This window comes from Streptomyces sp. NPDC048254, from assembly GCF_043201895.1.
Taxonomy (GTDB): domain Bacteria; phylum Actinomycetota; class Actinomycetes; order Streptomycetales; family Streptomycetaceae; genus Streptomyces.
In genome coordinates this window covers 590,581-611,889 of the sequence record NZ_JBICZJ010000001.1, presented here as the reverse complement: position 1 = coordinate 611,889, position 21,309 = coordinate 590,581, and the positions used below count along the sequence as shown (strand labels likewise).

At 70.0% G+C, this 21,309-nt stretch carries 16 protein-coding genes; 3 read left to right on the top strand and 13 right to left on the bottom strand.

Annotated features, from left to right (window positions below):
* Nucleotides 1–64: 64 nt before the first annotated feature.
* Nucleotides 65–628: a winged helix-turn-helix transcriptional regulator gene (locus tag ACGFZQ_RS02785; RefSeq protein ID WP_393838854.1), complete on the bottom strand. Its 564-nt coding sequence runs from the start codon at nucleotides 626–628 to the stop codon at nucleotides 65–67.
* Nucleotides 629–737: 109 nt separating this feature from the next.
* Between ACGFZQ_RS02785 and ACGFZQ_RS02780 the strand changes: the two genes are divergently transcribed.
* The 3 genes from ACGFZQ_RS02780 (at nucleotide 738) to ACGFZQ_RS02770 (ending at nucleotide 2,695) form a co-directional block, all read left to right on the top strand.
* Nucleotides 738–1,064: a putative quinol monooxygenase gene (locus tag ACGFZQ_RS02780; protein WP_382543698.1), complete on the top strand. Its 327-nt coding sequence runs from the start codon at nucleotides 738–740 to the stop codon at nucleotides 1,062–1,064.
* A 14-nt stretch (nucleotides 1,065–1,078) separates the two neighbouring features.
* The gene (locus ACGFZQ_RS02775) at nucleotides 1,079–1,846 is read left to right on the top strand and encodes an SDR family oxidoreductase (protein ID WP_393838853.1); all 768 of its coding nucleotides are present in this window, start codon (nucleotides 1,079–1,081) and stop codon (nucleotides 1,844–1,846) included.
* A 159-nt stretch (nucleotides 1,847–2,005) separates the two neighbouring features.
* Nucleotides 2,006–2,695 carry a DUF899 domain-containing protein gene (locus tag ACGFZQ_RS02770; RefSeq protein WP_393838852.1) on the top strand — a complete coding sequence of 230 codons (690 nt, stop codon included), beginning with the start codon at nucleotides 2,006–2,008 and terminating at the stop codon, nucleotides 2,693–2,695.
* A 63-nt stretch (nucleotides 2,696–2,758) separates the two neighbouring features.
* Here the strand turns inward: ACGFZQ_RS02770 and ACGFZQ_RS02765 are convergent, their stop codons facing one another.
* From ACGFZQ_RS02765 to ACGFZQ_RS02710, 12 genes are all read right to left on the bottom strand, one after another.
* Entirely contained in the window at nucleotides 2,759–4,735 is a 1,977-nt protein-coding gene (locus ACGFZQ_RS02765) for a TIGR03960 family B12-binding radical SAM protein (RefSeq protein WP_393838851.1), read from the bottom strand.
* A 165-nt stretch (nucleotides 4,736–4,900) separates the two neighbouring features.
* Nucleotides 4,901–6,403, bottom strand: coding sequence for a CHAD domain-containing protein (locus ACGFZQ_RS02760; protein WP_393838850.1), 1,503 nt, complete (start codon nucleotides 6,401–6,403; stop codon nucleotides 4,901–4,903).
* A 148-nt stretch (nucleotides 6,404–6,551) separates the two neighbouring features.
* Nucleotides 6,552–7,751, bottom strand: coding sequence for a rod shape-determining protein RodA (gene rodA, locus ACGFZQ_RS02755; protein WP_393838849.1), 1,200 nt, complete (start codon nucleotides 7,749–7,751; stop codon nucleotides 6,552–6,554).
* Between the two features lie 28 nt (nucleotides 7,752–7,779).
* Complete coding sequence (mrdA, locus tag ACGFZQ_RS02750) at nucleotides 7,780–10,029, bottom strand: penicillin-binding protein 2 (RefSeq protein WP_382543661.1); 2,250 nt, start codon at nucleotides 10,027–10,029, stop codon at nucleotides 7,780–7,782.
* A 94-nt stretch (nucleotides 10,030–10,123) separates the two neighbouring features.
* A complete protein-coding gene (gene mreD / locus ACGFZQ_RS02745; RefSeq protein ID WP_393838848.1) occupies nucleotides 10,124–10,801 on the bottom strand; it encodes a rod shape-determining protein MreD in 678 nt (225 codons plus the stop codon).
* Nucleotides 10,802–10,816: 15 nt separating this feature from the next.
* Nucleotides 10,817–11,815: a rod shape-determining protein MreC gene (gene mreC, locus ACGFZQ_RS02740; RefSeq protein WP_393838847.1), complete on the bottom strand. Its 999-nt coding sequence runs from the start codon at nucleotides 11,813–11,815 to the stop codon at nucleotides 10,817–10,819.
* Between the two features lie 163 nt (nucleotides 11,816–11,978).
* Complete coding sequence (locus ACGFZQ_RS02735; RefSeq protein ID WP_099928866.1) at nucleotides 11,979–12,998, bottom strand: rod shape-determining protein; 1,020 nt, start codon at nucleotides 12,996–12,998, stop codon at nucleotides 11,979–11,981.
* Between the two features lie 320 nt (nucleotides 12,999–13,318).
* A complete protein-coding gene (gene ndk / locus ACGFZQ_RS02730; RefSeq protein ID WP_382543651.1) occupies nucleotides 13,319–13,732 on the bottom strand; it encodes a nucleoside-diphosphate kinase in 414 nt (137 codons plus the stop codon).
* 67 nt (nucleotides 13,733–13,799) lie between these two features.
* Nucleotides 13,800–14,174, bottom strand: coding sequence for a DUF4233 domain-containing protein (locus ACGFZQ_RS02725; protein ID WP_351735340.1), 375 nt, complete (start codon nucleotides 14,172–14,174; stop codon nucleotides 13,800–13,802).
* Between the two features lie 2 nt (nucleotides 14,175–14,176).
* Entirely contained in the window at nucleotides 14,177–15,703 is a 1,527-nt protein-coding gene (locus ACGFZQ_RS02720) for a bifunctional folylpolyglutamate synthase/dihydrofolate synthase (protein WP_393838846.1), read from the bottom strand.
* 265 nt (nucleotides 15,704–15,968) lie between these two features.
* Nucleotides 15,969–18,413: a SpoIIE family protein phosphatase gene (locus tag ACGFZQ_RS02715; protein ID WP_393838845.1), complete on the bottom strand. Its 2,445-nt coding sequence runs from the start codon at nucleotides 18,411–18,413 to the stop codon at nucleotides 15,969–15,971.
* Between the two features lie 175 nt (nucleotides 18,414–18,588).
* A complete protein-coding gene (locus ACGFZQ_RS02710; RefSeq protein WP_393838844.1) occupies nucleotides 18,589–21,213 on the bottom strand; it encodes a valine--tRNA ligase in 2,625 nt (874 codons plus the stop codon).
* Nucleotides 21,214–21,309: the final 96 nt, after the last annotated feature.

Sequence of the window (21,309 nt, the reverse complement as noted above, 5' to 3'; positions counted from 1 at the left end):
ACGGCATCCGGGCCGCACACCGGGCCGCAGCCCGGGCCGATCCTGGGAACGCGTCCCGCTCCGGTCAGCCCGGCGAGGACGAAGAGGGCGACGAGGACGACGAGGACGACGGCGTGACCGGTTCCAGAAGCCGCCGAGGCCTGTTGATCGCCTCGGACACGGAATCGTCGCCGGAGTCCGCCGGCTCGAATCCGGGCCCGGGTTCGAGCACGGTCTCCTGGACCGGAACGACCGCGCCGCACTCCTCGCACCGACCCTCGCGGCCGATCAGCCCGCCGTCCCGCTCGTGCCGGAAGGCGCGCCTGACCCCCGACGGGGAGTAGAAGGCGTCTCCCCAGTTCATCAGGGCGCGCAGGACGGGCCACAGCTCGACGCCCTTGGCGGTCAGCCGGTACTCGACCGCTCCGCGTGCCTCGTCGTCCCGGGTGAGCACGCCCTCCCGGACGAGGGACTTCAGCCGGTCGGTCAGCACCGCGCGCGGGATCTTGAGCTGGGTGGCGAAGTCCCCGAACCGACGCACCCCGAAGAACGCGTCGCGGACGATCAGGAGCGTCCACCGCTCCCCCACGACTTCCAGGGTGCGCACCAAAGAGCAGTTGCGGTCCGCGTAGGTACTGGGGAGTGTCATGCGCCCACTTTACCTCCCCCAGTTCACTCACTGAACTGACCTATGCTACGGTCCCCACCAGGGGCAGTTCAGTGACTGAACCGCCCCGCTCGAGTCGAGGAGACCGACCATGTACCAGTTCCTTGTGTCCTTCACCGTCCAGCCGGAACACCGCGACGACTTCGTCCGGGCGGCCGGAAAGACCGCCCGTGACTCCCTGGCGAACGAACCCGGATCCCACCGGTTCGAGGTCATCGCGGACGACGAGAACGCGGACGTCTTCTACCTGAACGAGGTCTACGCGGACGCGGCCGCGTTCGAGACCCATGCCGGCGGCCCCTACTTCGCCGCGTTCTTCGCCGAGGCGAGCGCCTACGCCGACGGCCCGACATGGCTGATGCGGGGAAACGTCATCGACGACCGGCACCCGGCACCGAACACCTCCTCCCTGTCCTGAAAGACGAGGTCGCCATGGAATCCGTGCTCATCACCGGCGCCTCCAGAGGCATCGGCCGGGCCATCGCCGTCGAGCTGGCGGCCCGCGGCCACCGGGTGATCGCCACCGCACGCGATCCACAGACCCTGGCCGGCCTCCCCGTCGACCAGCGCCTGCGCCTCGACGTCACCGACCAGGACACCGTCGACCAGGCCATTCGCCAGGCAGGCGAGATCGACGTACTGGTCAGCAACGCCGGCGCCACCGTCCGGGCGCCGCTGGAGAGCGTTCCGCTCCCGGAGGTCGACCAGCTCTTCCAGCTCAACACCCTGGGCGCGCTGCGCGTGGCACAGGCCGTGCTCCCCGCGATGCGGGAGAGAGGAGCGGGCCGCCTGGTCTTCGTCTCCAGCATCCAGGGCCGCCTGGTGCTCCCGCTGATAGGCCCCTACGGCGCCAGCAAATGGGCGCTGGAAGCCCTCGCCGAGACCCTCGCCATCGAGACGGGCCACTTCGGCGTCAAGGTGAGCATCGTCCAGCCCGGCGCGGTCTCCTCGGGCGGCGCCGAACGCGCCAAGGTCTTCCCGGACGAGAACGGCCCCTACGCCCCGCTGTACGCGGCACTCGGCGCCCTGCGCGGCGAGGCGGTCACGCCACAGGACGTGGCCGTCACGGTGGCGCAGACGATCGAGCGGCCCGATCCGCCACTGCGCGTACCGGTGGGCCCACCCGCCGAACAAGCCCTACGGGCCCGCAAGGAGGCCCCGGAGGACAGGCCCTTCCTGCTGACCGACATCAACTGGTAGCCCTCCCAGGTCCGCGACGGGCGCCTGCCGTCCTTGCCGACGCCCCCGCCATCCGGCGCAGCAGTACATGCCCGGGGCAGGCCGGCCGATGAGTTTCCGAGCCCTGGGCAGTCTGCCTCCGCACAGGCCGAAACCGCGCACGAGATCTGTGAGGACACCATGACCGACCACGCGCTACCACCCGTCGTCGACGCCGCGACCTGGGAACACCGGCTCGAGGCACTGCGTGCCCGGGAGAAGGCCGCGACGCGGGAGCTCGACGCCATCGCCGCCGAGCGTCGCCGCCTGCCGATGGTCGAGCTGCCCGACTACACACTCGAGGGCGAGGACGGCCCCGTTCGGCTGGCAGACGTCTTTGAGGGCAAGAGGCAGCTGATCGTCTACAACCACATGTGGTTCACCGGCAAGGAATGGCAGTGCCCGGGCTGTACAGGGTTCACCTCGCAGTACACCCGCCTGGAGTTCCTGGACAACTACGACGCCCGATTCGTCATCGTCACCCAGGGCCCGATCAAGGAGGCGCTCGCCTATAAGGAGCGGGTCGGGAACCGGATGGCGTGGTACTCGACCGCGAACAGTCCGTTCGGGTCAGACGTCGGCGCACCGCCCGGTGGAGGATTCGCAGTCAACGTGTTCCTGCGTGACGGCGACACCGTCTACCGCACCTGGCACACCGACGGCCGGGGCACCGAGCAGCTCAGCCACAGCTTCGCGCTGATCGACCTCCTGCCGTACGGACGCCAGGAGGAATGGCAGGACTCGCCCGAGGGCTGGCCCCAGTCCCCCACCTACAGCCGGTGGGCGACGTCCGAGAACATCGCCGCGCTCTACGGCCCGGGTTCCGGCTGAACTCGTCACGGACGACGAGCGGGTGAACCCGACGACGTGTCACGATCGACCGCCTGGCTCACCTCAGTGGGCGTGCCCGCCCGGTGCCGACGCGCCGTTCGTGACCGTCAACGGCAGCAGCTTCTTGCCCGTCGGCCCCACCTGGATGCTCGTGTCCATGGCCGGGCACACCCCGCAGTCGAAGCAAGGTGTCCAGCGGCAGTCCTCGACCTCTGTTTCGTCGAGGGAGTCCTGCCAGTCCTCCCAGAGCCAGTCCTTGTCGAGGCCGGAGTCGAGGTGGTCCCAGGGGAGGACCTCCTCGTAGGTGCGCTCGCGGGTGGTGTACCAGTCGACGTCCACGCCGTAGGCCGGCAGCGTCTTGTCGGCGCAGGTCATCCAGCGGTCGTAGGAGAAATGCTCGCGCCAGCCGTCGAAGCGGCCGCCGTCCTCGTAGACCGCGCGGATCACGGCGCCGATGCGGCGGTCGCCGCGGGAGAGCAGGCCCTCGACGATGCCGGGCTTGCCGTCGTGGTAGCGGAAGCCGATCGAGCGGCCGTACTTCTTGTCGCCGCGGATCTTGTCGCGGAGCTTCTCCAGGCGGGCGTCCGTCTCCTCTGCCGAGAGCTGCGGGGCCCACTGGAAGGGCGTGTGGGGCTTCGGGACGAAGCCGCCGATCGAGACCGTGCAGCGGATGTCGCCCTGGCCGGATACCTCGCGGCCCTTCTGGATGACGTTCATGGCCATGTCGGCGATCTGGAGGACGTCCTCGTCGGTCTCCGTGGGCAGGCCGCACATGAAGTACAGCTTCACCTGGCGCCAGCCGTTGCCGTAGGCGGTGGCGACCGTGCGGATCAGGTCCTCCTCCGAGACCATCTTGTTGATGACCTTGCGCATGCGTTCCGAGCCGCCCTCGGGGGCGAAGGTCAGGCCGGAGCGGCGGCCGTTCCTCGTCAGCTCGTTCGCCAGGTCGACGTTGAAGGCGTCGACGCGGGTGGAGGGGAGGGAGAGGCCGATCTTGTCCTCCGTGTAGCGGTCGGCCAGGCCCTTGGCGATGTCGCCGATCTCCGAGTGGTCAGCGGAGGAGAGGGAGAGGAGGCCGACCTCCTCGAAGCCGGTCGCCTTGAGGCCCTTGTCGACCATCTCGCCGATACCGGTGATGGAGCGCTCGCGCACCGGGCGGGTGATCATGCCGGCCTGGCAGAAGCGGCAGCCGCGGGTGCAGCCGCGGAAGATCTCGACGGACATGCGCTCGTGGACCGTCTCCGCCAGGGGGACGAGCGGCTGCTTGGGGTACGGCCATTCGTCCAGGTCCATGACCGTGTGCTTGGAGACGCGCCACGGGACGCCCGACTTGTTGGGGACCACGCGGGCGATACGGCCGTCGGCGAGGTACTCCACGTCGTAGAAGGCCGGGATGTAGACGGAACCCGTCTTCGCCAGGCGGAAGAGGACCTCCTCGCGGCCGCCGGGGCGGCCCTCCGCCTTCCACTCGCGGATGATCTTCGTCATGTCGAGGACGGCCTGCTCGCCGTCGCCGATGATCGCCGCGTCGATGAAGTCCGCGATCGGTTCGGGGTTGAAGGCCGCGTGGCCGCCCGCCAGGACGATCGGGTCGTCCAGGCCGCGGTCCTTCGACTCCAGGGGGATCCCGGCCAGGTCGAGGGCGGTGAGCATGTTGGTGTAGCCCAGCTCCGTGGAGAAGGACAGGCCGAACACGTCGAAGGCGCCCACCGGCCGGTGGCTGTCCACCGTGAACTGCGGGAGGCGGTGCTCGCGCATCAGCGCCTCCAGGTCCGGCCACACGCTGTACGTGCGCTCGGCGAGGACGCCCTCCTGCTCGTTGAGGACCTCGTAGAGGATCATGACGCCCTGGTTGGGCAGGCCGACCTCGTAGGCGTCCGGGTACATCAGCGCCCAGCGGACGTCGCAGTCCTCCCACGGCTTGACCGTGGAGTTGAGCTCACCGCCGACGTACTGGATCGGCTTCTGCACATGCGGGAGCAGAGCTTCGAGCTGCGGGAACACAGACTCGGCGACCTGGGCGGCGGCTTCGGCAGGCATCTCGCGGACCTTTGTGAGCTGACTGGGGGCACCCCCGGCCGGAGGCTGGGGGAGGGTGGTCATCCAGCGTAGCGCGCCCGGCGGTGTCCCCCGTACGCCCGCTCAGGCGGGCGCATCCTTCCCGGTCTCCTTCCCGGTCTCCTTCCCGGTCTCCTACCCGGTCTCCTACCCGACGTTCTTCTTGATCTTCTTCCAGGCGGCCGGTGTCTCCGCCTCCACCGCCGCCGCCCGCCGCTCCTCGCGGCCGTACAGCAGCCCGTAGGTGAACGCGCTCTCGCCGGCCGCGTGGGCCACCGCGGACAGTTCGCGCAGGGTCTCGCGGGCCATCACGCTGTCCTGGTGCTCGCCGAGCAGGGACTGGAGCGACTTCATGGACTTGACGAGGGACTTCGCCGGGCCGCCGAGGGCGGGGTGGGCCGCCTCGGCCGCGTAGCGGGTGCGCTTGGCCTTCTTGCGGGCCTCGTGCAGGCCCAGGTCGCGGTCGTGGCCGGCGGGCTGTGCCATCGCCGTCTCGATCAGGTCGGTCACCTTCGCGAGGTCCTTGTGCACGGCCTTGGCGAGGACCTTCTCCGGGTTCCCGGCGGCCGCCTTGCGCAGCGGCGGGTCGGCGACCAGGCGGTCCAGGGTGTCCAGCAGGGCGAGGTAGCGCTTGGAGTCGAGGACACCGAGCAGCCGGCCCCGGGAGCCGCGCTCGCCGGCCTCGGCCCAGGCCTGCAGACGGTCGTGGACGGGGCCGGAGACGAGGGGGCCGGGGACCTCGTCCAGGGCGGTCATCAGGCGTTCGGCGAGGACCTCCTGGTCGCGGCCCACGCCGAGTTCCCCGGCCAGCCACTTCAGCTCGTCCGCGACGGGGTCGGTGACCTGCCGGTCGAGGACCTTGCCGAAGGTGCGGAAGGTGCTGCGCATTCGGCGGGTGGCCACCCGCATGTCGTGGACGCCTTCCTCGGTGTCCAGGCGTACGGCGGGGTCGAGTTCGACGATCGCGTCCCGCTGGGCGCGGACGTAGGCCAGGACGTGGTCGCCGGCCGTGACGGGTGCGCCGGAGTCCGGCTTCGGCGGGTGCGGTTTGCCGCCCTTGGTCTCGGCCAGTGCCCGGGCCAGTTTGGAGGCGGACTCCGACGGTCGTACGCCCGCCTTGCGCAACCGTTTCTCCACCTTGTCGAGGAAGGCCGGGTCGCCGCCGTCGGCGAGTTCCACCTCGATCTCGGTCCACTGGGCCTTGCCCTCGCCGCCGAAGAGCCGTTCGGCCCGGACGCGGTCCACGCTCACCTCGGCGAGCAGGGTGCCGTCCGCGTCGACGAGGTGGCGGACGTCGCGGGTGGTGCGCAGCCGGATCACCGGGACCAGCTGGCCCTCGCGGACCCGGGAGCGGGTCAGGCCGGCCAGTTCGTCGGGGATCGTGTCGGAGAGCGGGGCGTGGATCTCGTCGCGGACGCCGGGGGCCACCGGGAGTTTGAGGTGCCAGCCTGCGTCGGCGCCTCCGGTGCGATGGCGGAGGGTGACGCTGGCCGAGGCCAGGCGCAGGTCGGAGGTGTCGTGGTAGGTCGCGTCGAGTTCGGCGGTGCCCTTGTCCACGATGTCGGCCACGCCGGCGACGCCGGTCAGGTCGGGGAGTCCGCTGTCGTCGGATGCGTACTTGCGCTCGATCTCACGCTTCGTATCCGCCATGAACCGAATCTAATGGCCCCGGCGCCGCGAGGACAGCGGGCGCAGTAGGTAAATCAGAGGTGGCACAAAAACGAGGGTGAGGTGAACAAGCGGCAAACGGCTTTTTTGCCGCATACGGCGTGTTCAGCTCACCCTCGTGACGTCCCGGTCAGGCGGACATCGGGCGCTGCACCCTGATCGACTGCAACAGCCCCACCGCCACCCACACGGCGAACATCGACGAGCCGCCGTACGACACGAAGGGCAGCGGCAGGCCGGTGACCGGCATGATGCCGAGGGTCATGCCGATGTTCTCGAACGCCTGGAACGCGAACCAGGCCACGATCCCCGCCGCCACGACCGTGCCGTACAGCTCGGTCGTCTCGCGGGCGATCCGGCAGGCCCGCCACAGGACGACGCCGAGGAGCACGATGATCAGGCCCGCGCCGGCGAAGCCCAGCTCCTCCCCCGCCACCGTGAAGACGAAGTCGGTCTGCTGCTCGGGGACGAACTGGCCGGTGGTCTGCGAGCCGTGGAACAGGCCCGCACCGGTCAGGCCGCCGGAGCCGATGGCGATCCGGGCCTGGTTGGTGTTGTAGCCGACGCCCGCGGGGTCGAGGTCGGGGTTGGCGAAGGCCGCGAAGCGGTTGATCTGGTACTCGTCCAGGATGTGCAGCTGCCACACCGCGATCGCGCCCAGCAGGCCGGTCGCGAGCAGGCCGAAGATCCAGCGGTTGGAGGCGCCGGAGGCGAGCAGCACGGCCAGGATGATGATGACCATGACCATGACCGAGCCGAGGTCGGGCATCAGGAGCACGATCAGGATCGGTACCGAGGCCAGGCCCAGGGCCTGCAGGACCGTGCGGTGGTCGGGGTACTTCTTGTCGCCGGCGTCGACCCGGGCCGCCAGTATCATCGCCATCCCCAGGATGATGGTGATCTTGACGAACTCGGACGGCTGGAGCGAGAAGCCGCCGCCGAGCACGATCCAGGAGTGCGCGCCGTTGACGGTGGAGCCCAGCGGGGTCAGCACCGCGAGGAGGCCGAGCAGCGACAGGCCGTAGAGGATCGGCACCGCGTTGCGCAGCTGGCGGTGGCCGATCCAGACCGTGGCGATCATCAGGGCGAGCCCGATGCCGGTGTTCATCAGGTGCCGGAACAGGAAGTAGTACTGGTCGCCCTGGTTGATCTCGGTGCGGTTGCGGGTCGCCGAGAACACCAGGAGCGAGCCCAGCAGGGACAGCGCCAGGGCCGCCATCAGCATCGGCCAGTCCAGGCGGCGGGCCAGCGAGTCCCGGGCGAACATCCGGGTCCAGCCGGCCCGCGCGGGACCGTAGCCGGAGACGGAGAAGCTGTTGACTCCGGTCATGCCGAAAACCTCCCGCCAGAAACGCTGCTCACGTCGGCATCCTCCGGCTTCCCCTCTTCCGCGCCCGCCTTCGGGTGTCGCGGTTGCCCGTCGACGGCGAGGACGTGGTGGCCGGGGTCTGCTGGCCGTCGTCGCCCTTGTCGCCCTGCTGGCTCGCCTGGAAGTCCTTCACCGGGTCCTTGGAGATCTTCGGGGAGGCGATGGTGCCGTCCGTGCGGACCTTCGGCAGACCCTGCTGCGGGGTGTAGAGCAGCGCCTTCGACTTGTCGACGGAGCCGTCGGCGCCGACGCCGTACAGCGCGCTGTAGATGTTGCGGACCGCCTCGCCGGAGGCACCGGAACCGGTACCGGCCTGGGCGATGGTCATGATGACCGTGTAGTCCTTGCTGTAGGTGGCCAGCCACGACGTGGTCTGCTTGCCGTAGACCTCGGCGGTACCGGTCTTGCCGTGCAGGGCGATCTTGTCCTGCGGCCAGCCGCCGAACTTCCAGGCGGCCGTACCGCGGGTGATGACGCCCGCGAAGGCCTCGTCCATGCCCTTGAGGGCGGCCTGGCTGACGGGCAGCTTGCGCAGCGCCTTGGGCTTGATCTCCTGGACGGACTTGCCGTCGGCGCTGACGATGGCCTTGCCGATGGTCGGCTGGTACTCGGTGCCGCCGTTGGCCACCGCGCCGTAGATCATCGCCTCCTGGATCGGCGTGACGAGGGTGTCGCCCTGGCCGATCGAGTAGTTGATCTCGTCGCCCTCGCGCATCTTGTTGCCTTCGAGGCAGTTCTCGTACTCGATCTTCTCGACGTAGGTGCCGTCCTTCTTGCCGGACTTGCACCAGGCGTCCTTGTTGGCCTTCCAGTAGTCGAGCTTCCACTGGCGGTCGGGGACCCGGCCGGTGACCTCGTTGGGGAGGTCGACGCCGGTCTCCTTGCCGAGGCCGAACTGGTGGGCGGTCTTGAAGAACCAGTCCTTGGGCTCGCCCTTCTTCGGGTTGATGCCGCCGTCCTTCTTCCACTCGCGGTCGGCGAGTCCGTAGAAGACGGTGTCGCAGGACACCTCCAGGGCGCGGCCGAGCGAGATCGGGCCGAAGTTCTCGCCCTCGAAGTTCTTGAAGACCTGGCCGCCCACCGAGTACGAACTCGTGCAGGGGTAGCCGCCGTCCCACACGTAGCCGGCCTGGACCGCGGCGGCCGTGGAGACCACCTTGAACGTCGAACCGGGCGCCGCCTGACCCTGTATGGCCCTGTTGAGCAGCGGGTAGTCGGAGTTCTTGCCGGTGAGGGCCTTGTAGTCCTTGGCGGAGATGCCGCCGACCCAGACGTTCGGGTCGTAGGTCGGCGCGGAGGCCATGGCGACGATCCGGCCGGTCTTGGCCTCCATCACGACGACGGCGCCGGAGTCGGCCTTGTAGTTCTCCTGGGTGATCTTGTCGTACTGCTTGCGGGCGACCTTCATCGCGTTGTCCAGCTCGTACTCGGCGACCCGCTGGACGCGGGAGTCGATGCTGGTGACCAGGTTGGAACCGGGCTCGGCGGCATCCGACTTGGCCTTGCCGATGACCCGGCCGAGGTTGTCCACCTCGTAGCGGGTGACGCCGGCCTTGCCGCGCAGTTCCTTGTCGTACTGGCGCTCCAGGCCGGAGCGGCCGACCATGTCCGAACGCAGGTAGGGCGAGCTGGTGTTCTGGGCCTGCTGGATCTCGTCGTCGGTGACCGGGGAGAGGTAGCCGAGGACCTGCGAGGTGTTGGCCTTGCCGGGGGCCGGGTAGCGGCGTACGGCCTCGGGCTCGGCGGTGATGCCGGGGAAGTCCTCGGCGCGCTCGCGGATCTGCAGGGCCTGCTTGGCGGTGGCCTCGTCGGTGATCGGGATCGGCTGGTAGGGGGAGCCGTTCCAGCAGGGCTGCGGGGTCTTGGCGTCGCAGAGGCGGACCTTCTGCATGACCTCGGTGGGGCTCATCCCCAGGACGCCGGCGAGCTTGGTGAGGACCGCCTTGCCGTCGTCCGCCTGCTTGAGCAGGTCGGTACGGGAGGCGGAGACGACCAGCCGGGTCTCGTTGTCCGCGATGGGGACTCCGCGCGCGTCCAGGATCGAGCCGCGCACGGCGGGCTCGACGACCTGCTGGACGTGGTTGCCGGAGGCTTCCTTCTGGTACTCGGCGCCCTCACGGATCTGCAGGTACCACAGGCGGCCGCCGAGGGTGCCGAGCAGGGAGAGGACCAGGATCTGGATGACGACGAGACGGATCTGGACCCGTGGGGTCCGTCCGGTCTCGGGAATGTTGGTCACTGGGTTGCCTCCCCCTCTCAGTGCTGTACGTATGTGTCATATACGACGAAGCTGTGGGCGGCGCCGCCGGGTCGCCGGGTGAACTCCGGTGCGCTCACAGGCGCTTGACCCCCTTGATGCGGCCGACGCGGACGTTGCGGGTGCGCGCCCTGGCCTTCAGGGAGCCGAAGCCGCCGCGCTGGCCGCCGATGCGCAGTCCGGTGCCGGAGGAGAGCCAGCCGGAGGAGATGTCGCCCGTTCTGGTGCCGGAGTTGGCCTCCGTCAGCGGGTCGCTGTCGGCGCGGCGGGCCAGCCACATGATGCCGGGGACCACGAAGGGGGCGAGCAGCAGGTCGTAGAGGGCGGCGCTGACCAGCAGGCTGGTCATGCCGACGTGGCGGGCGGCGGTGTCGCCGACGAGGGCGCCGACGCCCGCGTACAGCAGGGTGGAGCCGATGGCGGCGGCGACCACGACGAGCATCGGCCCGGTCGCGGACTTCAGCCGGCCGTTCTCCGGCTTGATCAGGCCCGCGAAGTAGCCGACGACGCACAGCACCAGGGCGTAGCGCCCGGCCGCGTGGTCGGCGGGCGGGGCGAGGTCGGCGAGGAGTCCGGCGCCGAAGCCGACGAGGGCGCCGCCGACATGGCCGTACACCATGGCGAGGCCGAGGACGGTGAGCAGCATCAGGTCGGGGACGGCACCGGGGAGGTGGAGACGGGCGAGGACGCTCACCTGGATCACCAGGGCGACGACGACCAGGGCGGAGGAGAGCAGGATCCGGTTGACACGCATGAAGGGATTCAGCTCCTACCGCTGCTGCTGGTCGTTGGTGTCGGTCTCGTCCGTGCCCGAGTTCGTGCCCGAGTCCGATCCCGTGTTCGCGTCCGTGTTCGCGCTCGCGGACGGGGTGACCGTGACGGTCACCGTCGGGATCGGCGTCGGCTTCGGCTTGGCCGGGAGCACCTCGTCACGCGGGTCCTTCTTCGGCGCCTCGACGACCACGCCGACGATGTCGAGCTTGGTGAAGGACACGAACGGCGTGACGTACAGGGTGCGGGTGAGGCCGCCGTTGGACGGGTCGACGCTGGAGACCGTGCCGACCGGGACGCCGGGTACGAAGGGCCGGTCGGCCTGGGAGCCGAAGGTGACGAGCCGGTCGCCCTTCTTCACCTCGGCCTTGCCGTTGAGGAGTTCGACGCGCAGCGGGCGGTCGCCCTGCCCGGAGGCGAAGCCGAGTTCGTCGCTGCCCTCCATGCGGGTGCCGACGGTGAAGTCGGGGTCGTTGGCGAGCAGGACGGTGGAGGCGTCCGGGCCGACGGTGGTCACGCGGCCGACCAGGCCGTTGCCGTTCAGCACGGTCATGTCCCGTTTGATGCCGTCGTTGGCGCCGACGTCGATGGTGATGGTCCAGGAGAAGCCCTGCGCCGACCCTATGGCGATGACCTGGGCGCCCTTGATGCCGTACTGGCCCTCGCCGGCCATCTTCAGCATCTTGTCGAGCTGGTTGAGGCGGCTGCGGTTGCGGTCGTCGCTGCCGAGCTTCGCCTTGAGGGTCGCGTTCTGCTTCTCCAGCCGGGCCAGCCGGTCGTGCCGTGCACCGGAGTCACGGACGGCGGAGACGGCGTTGCCCACCGGGTCCACCACCGTCGACATGCCGTTCTCGATCGGGCCGAAGACCGCGGCCGCGGCCTGCCGGGCGCCGTCGACCGGGGAGTTCCTGCCACCTCGGATGTCCACCGTGATCAGCGCGAACGCGATGGCGATCAGCAGCACCAGGAGCAGCCGGCTCTCTTTCGTGTCCCTCACGTGCGGCGGCCGTGCCTTCCTCGATAGGAACTTGCGGGAACTTGTGGGGTGAGTCGGGGAAAGTCAGGGGGGAGGAAGCTCGTTCGTGTGAGCCTATGCCTCCATATCAACGATCCGCCGCACGAGAGGGGATCATCTCGTACGGCGGAATCGAAGAGTTACGTCATCTGCGCGGCTGGGCGTCCAGGACCTGCTGGAGCGCCTCGAATTCCTCGACGCACTTGCCGGAGCCGAGCGCCACGCTGTCCAGCGGGTCCTCGGCGATGTGGATCGGCATGCCGGTCTCCCGGCGCAGCCGCTCGTCCAGACCGCGCAGCAGCGCTCCGCCGCCGGTCAGAACGATTCCCCTGTCCATGATGTCGCCGGACAGCTCCGGCGGGCACTTGTCCAGCGTGGTCTTGACGGCGTCCACGATCGCGTTGACGGGTTCCTCGATCGCCTTGCGGACCTCGGCGGCCGAGATGACGACGGTCTTCGGCAGCCCCGACACCAGGTCCCGGCCGCGGATTTCGGTGTGCTGGTCGTCGTCGAGGTCGTACGCCGAACCGATCGTGATCTTGATCTGCTCGGCCGTCCGCTCACCGAGAAGAAGGCTGTACTCCTTCTTGATGTGCTGGATGATCGCGTTGTCCAACTCGTCGCCCGCGACACGGATCGACTGGGCGGTGACGATGCCGCCCAGCGAGATGACCGCGACCTCCGTGGTGCCGCCGCCGATGTCCACCACCATGTTGCCCGTGGCCTCGTGGACCGGCAGGCCGGAACCGATGGCGGCCGCCATGGGCTCCTCGATGATGTGCACCTGGCGGGCACCGGCCTGCGACGACGCCTCGATCACCGCGCGGCGCTCGACACCGGTGATACCGGAGGGCACGCACACGACGACCCGCGGCCGCGCCAGGTAGCGCCGCTTGTGGATCTTCAGGATGAAGTAGCGGAGCATCCGCTCGGTGATCTCGAAGTCGGCGATCACACCGTCCTTCAGCGGACGTACGGCGACGATGTTGCCGGGCGTGCGCCCGATCATCTTCTTCGCTTCCGCGCCGACCGCCAGGATTCCACCGGTGTTCGTGTTGATCGCGACGACGGACGGCTCGTTGAGTACGATCCCGCGACCCCTGACGTACACCAGCGTGTTGGCGGTCCCGAGGTCGACAGCCATGTCACGGCCGATGAACGACATTGAGTTCCCCATCAGGATTCGTCTGGCCTTCCCGGGAGCTTTTGAGGGCATTTCAGGTCGGCGAAGTTGGTGCTGTGACGTGAAGGCTTCCATCGTAGACGCGCCTGCACGAACACCGCGCGAGGGTCTTCGCCATTGTCAGCACGTGCAGGGCCGTCTCGCTTGTGGAGACGGTCCGACGGGGGCACTCGTTCCCCCGAACGGCACGCATATGCCGAGGGACGGCCGAAATCATTCGACCGTCCCAGGCCAGACGGAGTAGTGGACTGACGTTCAGTCAGAAAAATCTACGGAAACTCTACGGGGCCCGCCCCGGGGAGTCAGGCGCGGCCCGGGAAGAAGATCTTGATCTCGCGCTCGGCGGACTCCTCGGAGTCGGACGCGTGGATCAGGTTCTCGCGGACGATCACGCCGAAGTCGCCGCGGATGGAGCCCGGCGCGGCGGCGATCGGGTCGGTGGGACCGGCCAGCGCGCGGATGCCCTCGATGACCCGCTCGCCCTCGACGATCAGGACGACGACCGGGCCGGAGGCCATGAACTCGACCAGCGGCTCGTAGAACGGCTTGCCGACGTGCTCGGCGTAGTGCTGCTCCAGCGTCGCCCGCTCCAGGGAGCGCAGCTCCAGCGCGGTGATCCGCCAGTCGGCCTTGCGCTCGATACGGCCGATGATCTCGCCGGTCAGGCCGCGACGGACGGCGTCGGGCTTGAGCAGGACGAGGGTGCGCTGAGTCACGTGAGGGCTCCTTCGCGGTACTTACGTGTGCGGTGAGGAGAGGCTACAGGGCTGGTCCGGACGCCCGTCACGCAGTGTCAGCTCCCGGGGCCGAAGACCGGTCCGCCCGGTCCGCCTGGGCGGCGAAGCGGGCCTTCGCCTCGTCGATCTTCCTGCCGTAGTGCACCGACGCCCACCACAGGGCCGCGAAGACCACGCCCAGGAAGTACATCGTCGGCACGAAGACGCCGGAGGCGATCAGGACGATCTGCAGGGCCCAGCCGAGGGCGATGCCGCCGGGACGGGTGATCACCCCGCACAGGGCCACGCAGAGGACCATCGCGATGCCGCTGACCAGCCACACCGTGGCGGTGGACAGGTCGGGGTCCTTCATGGCGACCAGCGCGGCGAAGCCGATGACGAAGAACTCGCCGATCAGGGTGGAGGAGCAGAGCGTCCGCATGGTCAGGCCCTCCCCAGCAGCAGCCGGGCCTCGCCGACCGTGATGACCGAGCCGGTGACCAGCACCCCCGCGCCCGCGAACTCGCCCTCTTCCTCGGCCAGCGTGATCGCGGCCTCCAGGGCGTCGGGCAGCTGCGGCTCGACCTGGACGCGGTCCTCGCCGAACACCTCGACGGCGGCCGCGGCCAGTTCGTCCGCGTCCATCGCGCGATGGCTGGAGTTCTGGGTGATCACGACCTCGGCGAAGATCGGCTCGAAGGCCTCCAGGAGGCCCCGGACGTTCTTGTCGGCGCTGGCCCCGACCACGCCGATCAGCCGGCTGAAGTCGAAGGCCTCGCCGACCGCCTCGGCGGTGGCGCGGGCGCCGGCCGGGTTGTGCGCGGCGTCCAGGACGACGGTGGGAGAGCGCCGTACGACTTCGAGGCGGCCCGGCGAGGTGACCGCGGCGAACGCCTTGCGGACCGTGTCGATGGCGAGGGGCTCGGGGCGCTGCGCGCCGACGCCGAAGAACGCCTCCACGGCCGCCAGCGCGACGGCCGCGTTGTGGGCCTGGTAGGGGCCGTGCAGCGGGAGGAAGACCTGGTCGTACTCGCCGCCGAGGCCGCGCAGGGTGAGCAGTTGGCCGCCGACGGCGACCTGGCGGGCGACCACGCCGAACTCCAGGCCCTCCCGGGCCACCGTGGCGTCCACCTCGACGGCCTTCTTCAGCAGCACCTGGGCCGCGTCCACCGGCTGCTGGGCCAGGATCACGGTGGCGTCCTGCTTGATGATCCCGGCCTTCTCGCCGGCGATCGCGGCGGTGGTCTCGCCGAGCCGGTCGGTGTGGTCGAGGTCGATGGGGGTCACGACGGCGACGTCCCCGTCGATGACGTTGGTGGCGTCCCAGGAGCCGCCCATGCCGACCTCGACGACGGCCACGTCGACGGGGGCGTCCGCGAAGGCCGCGTACGCCATGCCGGTGAGCACCTCGAAGAAGGAGAGCCGGTACTCCTGCCGGGAGTCGACCATCTCGACGTACGGCTTGATGTCCTGGTAGGTCTCGATGAACCGCTCGGCGGAGATCGGGGCGCCGTCGAGGCTGATGCGCTCGGTGACCGACTGCACGTGAGGGCTGGTGTAGCGGCCGGTGCGCAGGTCGAAGGCGCCGAGCAGGGCCTCGACCATGCGAGCGGTGGAGGTCTTGCCGTTGGTGCCGGTGATGTGGATCGAGGGGTACGACCGCTGGGGCTCGCCCAGGACGTCCATGAGGGCGGTGATCCGGGTGACCGACGGCTCCAGCTTGGTCTCGCCCCAGCGGGTCGCCAGCTCCGCCTCGACCTCGCGCAGGGCCCGGTCGACCTCGGGGTCCTCGGGGCGGCCCGGGACGTCGGCCTGCGCCGGACCGCCCTGGGTACGCAGGGTCCGGCTGCCGGCCTCGATCACCGCGAGATCGGGGTCACGGTCCGTCTCGGCCTCGACGATGTCGTCGAAGTCGCCTTCGAAGTCGCCTTCGAAGCTGTCATGGGGGTCGCGCGGAGGCAGATCACTCACGGCACCAGTCTACGGAGCCCGACACCCGCCCGGCGGCCCAGGAGGGCTAGGGCCTGTCCGGCGGATCAAGTCGCAGGAAGGCAACGGCGCCTCATCAACCCAGGTGAGCGGGGCCTGGTGCGTCCAACTGCAAGGCGGAGGAGGGCGTCGACGCGGTGGGGGCACCCCCGGCCGAAGGCTGGGGGACGTCGGCAACCGACGACAACGCCGCAGATGGGCGTGCCAGGCCCCGCGTCTGCGGCATGATCCGCCGGACAGGCCCTAGCTAGGCGGGCTCGGCGGTGGGCAGGGCCTGCTCGCACCAGATGGTCTTGCCGACGGAGGTCTGCCGGGTGCCCCAGCGCTGGGTGAGCTGGGCGACCAGCAGCAGGCCGCGGCCGCCCTCGTCGAAGACGCGGGCCCGCCGCAGGTGGGGGGCGGTGCTGCTGCCGTCGGAGACCTCGCAGATCAGCATCGTGGTGTCTCGGATGAGCCGTAGCTGGATCGGGGAGCCGCCGTAGCGGATGGCGTTGGTGACCAGCTCGCTGACCACCAGTTCGGTGGTGTACGACAGGTCGTCCAGCTGCCAGGCGCCGAGCTGGCCGGAGGTCAGGGTCCGGGCCCGGGCGACGTGCTCGGGATCCGCGGGGACCTCCCAGGTGGCCACCTGGTCGCAGGGCAGGACGTGGGTGCGGGCCAGCAGCAGCGCGACGTCGTCGGCGGGTTCGCCGTTGCGCAGCGCGGCCACCACCTGGTCGCAGGTGGCCTCCAGCGACTCACCGGGCGTCGCCAGCGCACGGCGGAGCCGGTCGAGGCCCTGGCTCAGGTCGAGGTTCCGGGAGTGCACCAGCCCGTTGCTGAACAGCGCGAGGGTGGTGCCTCCGGCGAGGTCCAGCTCGGTCGTCTCGAACGGCAGCCCGCCGAGCCCGAGCGGCGGTCCGGCCTGGCCGGGGGCCTTCTCCACCACACCCTGCGGGGTGATCACGAAGGGCAGCGGATGACCCGCGCTGGCGAGCGAGCAGCGCCGCGAGACCGGGTCGTAGACGGCGTACAGGCAGGTCGAGCCCATCTCTCCGGCCGGTTCCAGGGCGCCGTCGTCGAGGTGCAGGACGAGGTCGTCGAGGTGGGTGAGGAGTTCCTCGGGCGGCAGGTCGACGTCGGCGAGGGTGCGGACCGCCGTGCGCAGCCGGCCCATGGTGGCCGAGGCCTGGATGCCGTGGCCGACGACGTCTCCGACGACCAGGGCCACCCGGGTGCCCGACAGCGGGATCACGTCGAGCCAGTCGCCGCCGACTCCGGCCCGGGTGCCGGTCGGGAGGTAGCGGTAGGCGATGTCGACGGCCGGGCGGGCGGGCAGGCTGTGCGGCAGCAGGCTGTGCTGGAGGGCCAGCGCGGTCTCGCGCTCCCGGGTGTAGCGCCGCGCGTTGTCGATGGCGGCCGCGGTCCTCGCGGCCAGTTCCTCGGCGTCGGACAGGTCGTCCTTCTCGAACGGCGGGGAGTCCCGGGTCCGCCAGAAGGCGATCACCCCCATCGGGACGCCCTGTGCCGACAGCGGCGCGGTGATCAGCGAGCCCATGCCGTAGGCGAGGAGCCGGTCCGCGCACCGGCTGTCGGTGGCCCAGCCCGCCGGGGCGGTGCGCAGGTCGGAGTGGAGGGCGGCGCCGGCGCCGGGGGCGGCCCGGCTGGGGGCGGCCGGTGCGCCGACCGGGTCCAGCGGCGACCCGTCGCGGATGCCGCCCCGGGCGACCCGGCGCAGGCCCGCGCCGTCGTCGTCCGCCGGCTCCCCGCCGGTCAGGACGGCTGCCACCAGGTCGACGGTGACGTGGTCGGCGAAGCGGGGCACGGCGACCCGGACGAGTTCGTCGGCGGTCCGCCGCACGTCGAGGGTGGTGCCCACGGCCGTACCGGCGTCGTAGAGCAGTCGGAGCCGGCGGTGGCTCTTCTCCTGGGAGGCGGCCATGCTGTTGAACGCCGTCTCCAGCTGCCCGATCTCCCGTCTGCCGGAGGGCGGCACCCGTGCGCCGAGGTCACCGGCGGCGAGCCGGGTGGCGGTGACGGCCATCCTGCGCACCGGCCAGACGATCACCCGGGTCACGTAGGCCCCGAAGCCGACGATCAGCAGGACCGCCCCGGCGACACCGATGGATGCCGCGAAGGTCAGCCGGTCCATCCGGTGCTCGAGGGCGTGCTCCTGCTTGTCGATGACGACCCGCTCGTCGGCGAGGTAGTCGCTGAGCTGGCCGCGGAGCGCCTCGACGAGCTGTCTGCCCTCCCGCGTGCGTGCACTGCTGGTTGCATCGGGATCGCCGCGCCGGGTCGCGTCGACGAGCGGGACCGAGTAGTCGTCGATGAAGGACTGCCCGGACTCCTGGATCTGCCGGGCCAGCCGCCGCTGGGAGGGGGAGGGGCTCATGTCCACGAGCCGCTGTGCCTCGACGGGGAACGCGGCCCGTCCCGCCCGCCACGGCTTGAGGAACTCGTCCTGCTGGGTGATGACGTAGCTCAGCTGACCGCCCTCCATGTCGACCACGGCCTTCTCGACGGCCAGGGCCTGGGTGAGGGCCGGCCGGCCGCCCCGAGCGGTCACCAGGGAGCCGCGCGCGTCCTGGATCGCCCACAGCAGCATCAGGAAGACGAGGCCGATGAGCACGGCGAGCAGGGCGCCCGTGACGGCCGTCAGGGGGACCAGTCCCCCTTGCGGAGGTGTCTTCGTTCGGCCCCTGCGCTGCATGCGGGCGTTCCCTCCGCCACGAAGCATCAAAACGGAACATTAAGGTCATGTTCCTACTTTTGGATTGTAGGGCGGTGGCCGGTCCGCGCTTGGTGACGGAGAAATACGCGCAGGCGCCCGGCGGCCCGGGGAACGGGCTGCCGGACGCCTGCGGGGACGTACGGGGGCGTGCGGGTCAGGCCTGCGGAAGGCGGTCCAGCTGGGCCTGGATGCGGGCGATGTCCTCGTCCGCCTTGGCCAGCCGGCCGCGGATCTTGTCCACCACGTTGTCCGGGGCCTTCGCCAGGAACGCCTCGTTGCCCAGCTTGGCCGTCGCCTGGGCCTTCTCCTTCTCGGCGGTCGCGAGGTCCTTGGCGAGACGCTTGCGCTCCGCCGCCACGTCGATCGTGCCGGAGAGGTCGAGGGCGACCGTGGCGCCGGCGACCGGGAGGGTGGCCGTGGCCGCGAAGGCGTCGCCCTCGGGCTGGAGGCGCAGCAGCTGACGGATGGCCGCCTCGTGGGGCGCCAGGGCCGTGCCGTCCAGCGTCAGCCGGGCGGGGACCCGCTGGCCGGGCTGGAGGCCCTGGTCGGCACGGAAGCGGCGGACCTCGGTGATGACCTGCTGAAGCGCCTCGATCTCACGCTCGGCGCCCGCGTCACGGAAACCGGAGTCGGTCGGCCATTCGGCGATGACGACCGACTCGCCGCCGGTCAGCGTCGTCCACAGCGTCTCGGTGACGAAGGGGACGATCGGGTGCAGGAGGCGCAGGGTGACGTCGAGGACCTCGCCCAGGACCCGCCCGGAGACCTTCGCCGGCTCGCCGCCCGCCATGAACGTCGTCTTGGACAGTTCGACGTACCAGTCGAAGACCTCGTCCCACGCGAAGTGGAACAGGACATCCGAGAGCTTGGCGAACTGGAAGTCGTCGTAGAGCGCGTCGACCTCGGCGACCGTCGCGTTGAGACGGGAGAGGATCCAGCGGTCGGTCGCCGACATCTCCGAGGCGTCCGGCAGCGGGCCCCGCACCGTCGCGCCGTTCATCAGCGCGAAGCGGGTGGCGTTCCAGATCTTGTTGGCGAAGTTGCGCGAACCCTGGACCCAGTCCTCGCCGATCGGGACGTCGACGCCGGGGTTGGCGCCGCGCGCGAGCGTGAACCGGAGCGCGTCCGAGCCGTACTTGTCCATCCAGTCCAGCGGGTTGACCGCGTTGCCGAAGGACTTCGACATCTTCTTGCCGAACTGGTCGCGGACCATGCCGTGCAGGGCGATGGTGTGGAACGGCGGGGTGCCGTCCATCGCGTACAGGCCGAACATCATCATCCGGGCGACCCAGAAGAAGAGGATGTCGTAGCCGGTGACCAGCACGGAGTTCGGGTAGAACTTCGCGAGCGACTCGGTCTGTTCGGGCCAGCCGAGGGTCGAGAAGGGCCAGAGGCCGGAGGAGAACCAGGTGTCGAGGACGTCGGTGTCCTGGTGCCAGCCCTCGCCGGCCGGGGCCTCGTCGTCGGGGCCGACGCAGACGACCTCGCCGTTCGGGCCGTACCAGACCGGAATGCGGTGGCCCCACCACAACTGCCGCGAGATGCACCAGTCGTGGAGGTTGTCGACCCAGTCGAAGTACCGCTTCTCCATCTCCTGCGGGTGGATCTTGACCCGGCCGTCGCGGACCGCGTCACCGGCGGCCTGGGCGAGCGGGCCGACCTTGACCCACCACTGCATGGACAGCCGCGGCTCGATGGTGGTCTTGCAACGCGAGCAGTGGCCGACCGAGTGGACGTACGGCCGCTTCTCGGCGACGATCCGGCCCTCGGCGCGCAGCGCGGCGACGATGGCGGAGCGGGCCTCCAGCCGGTCCAGGCCCTGGAACGGACCCGGGACCGTGATGACCGCGTGCTCGTCCATCACGGCGATGTTCGGCAGGTTGTGGCGCTGGCCGATCTCGAAGTCGTTCGGGTCGTGGGCCGGGGTGACCTTGACCGCGCCCGTGCCGAACTCCGGATCGACGTGGGTGTCCGCGACGACCGGGATGAAACGCTCGGTGAGCGGGAGGCGGATGTTCTTGCCGACGAGGTGCCTGTAGCGCTCGTCGTCGGGGTGGACGGCGACGGCGGTGTCACCGAGCATCGTCTCGGCACGGGTGGTGGCGACGACGATCGTGTCGTCGCCCTCCCCGTACTTCATGGAGACCAGCTCGCCGTCGTCGTCCTGGTACTCGACCTCGATGTCCGAGATGGCCGTGAGGCAGCGCGGACACCAGTTGATGATGCGCTCGGCGCGGTAGATCAGCTCGTCGTCGTAGAGCTTCTTGAAGATGGTCTGGACGGCCTGGGACAGCCCCTCGTCCATGGTGAAACGCTCACGGGACCAGGCGACGCCGTCACCGAGGCGGCGCATCTGGCCGGAGATCTGTCCGCCGGACTCGGCCTTCCACTGCCAGACGCGCTCGACGAAGGCCTCCCGGCCCAGGTCGTGGCGGGACTTGCCCTCCTTGCCCAGCTCCCGCTCGACGACGTTCTGCGTGGCGATGCCGGCGTGGTCCATGCCGGGCTGCCACAGCGTCTCGTAGCCCTGCATGCGCTTGCGGCGGGTGAGGGCGTCGATGAGGGTGTGCTCGAAGGCGTGCCCGAGGTGCAGGCTGCCCGTGACGTTCGGCGGCGGGATGACGACGGTGTAGGGCGGCTTGTCGCTCTTCGCGTCCGCCTCGAAGTAACCGCGCTCTACCCAGCGCTCGTACAGCGTCCCCTCTACGTCGGCCGGCGCGTACTGGGTCGGCAGTTCGGTGCTGGGCGCTGTGGGCTGCTGCTGAGCATTCTCGGTCACGGGGCTCAGTTTAGAGGTGTCACGGGGCAGTCCCGAAACGCGTTTGTTCTGTAACGGTGAGCACCCCCGTGCCATGAGCCCCCTGTGACTGAGCCA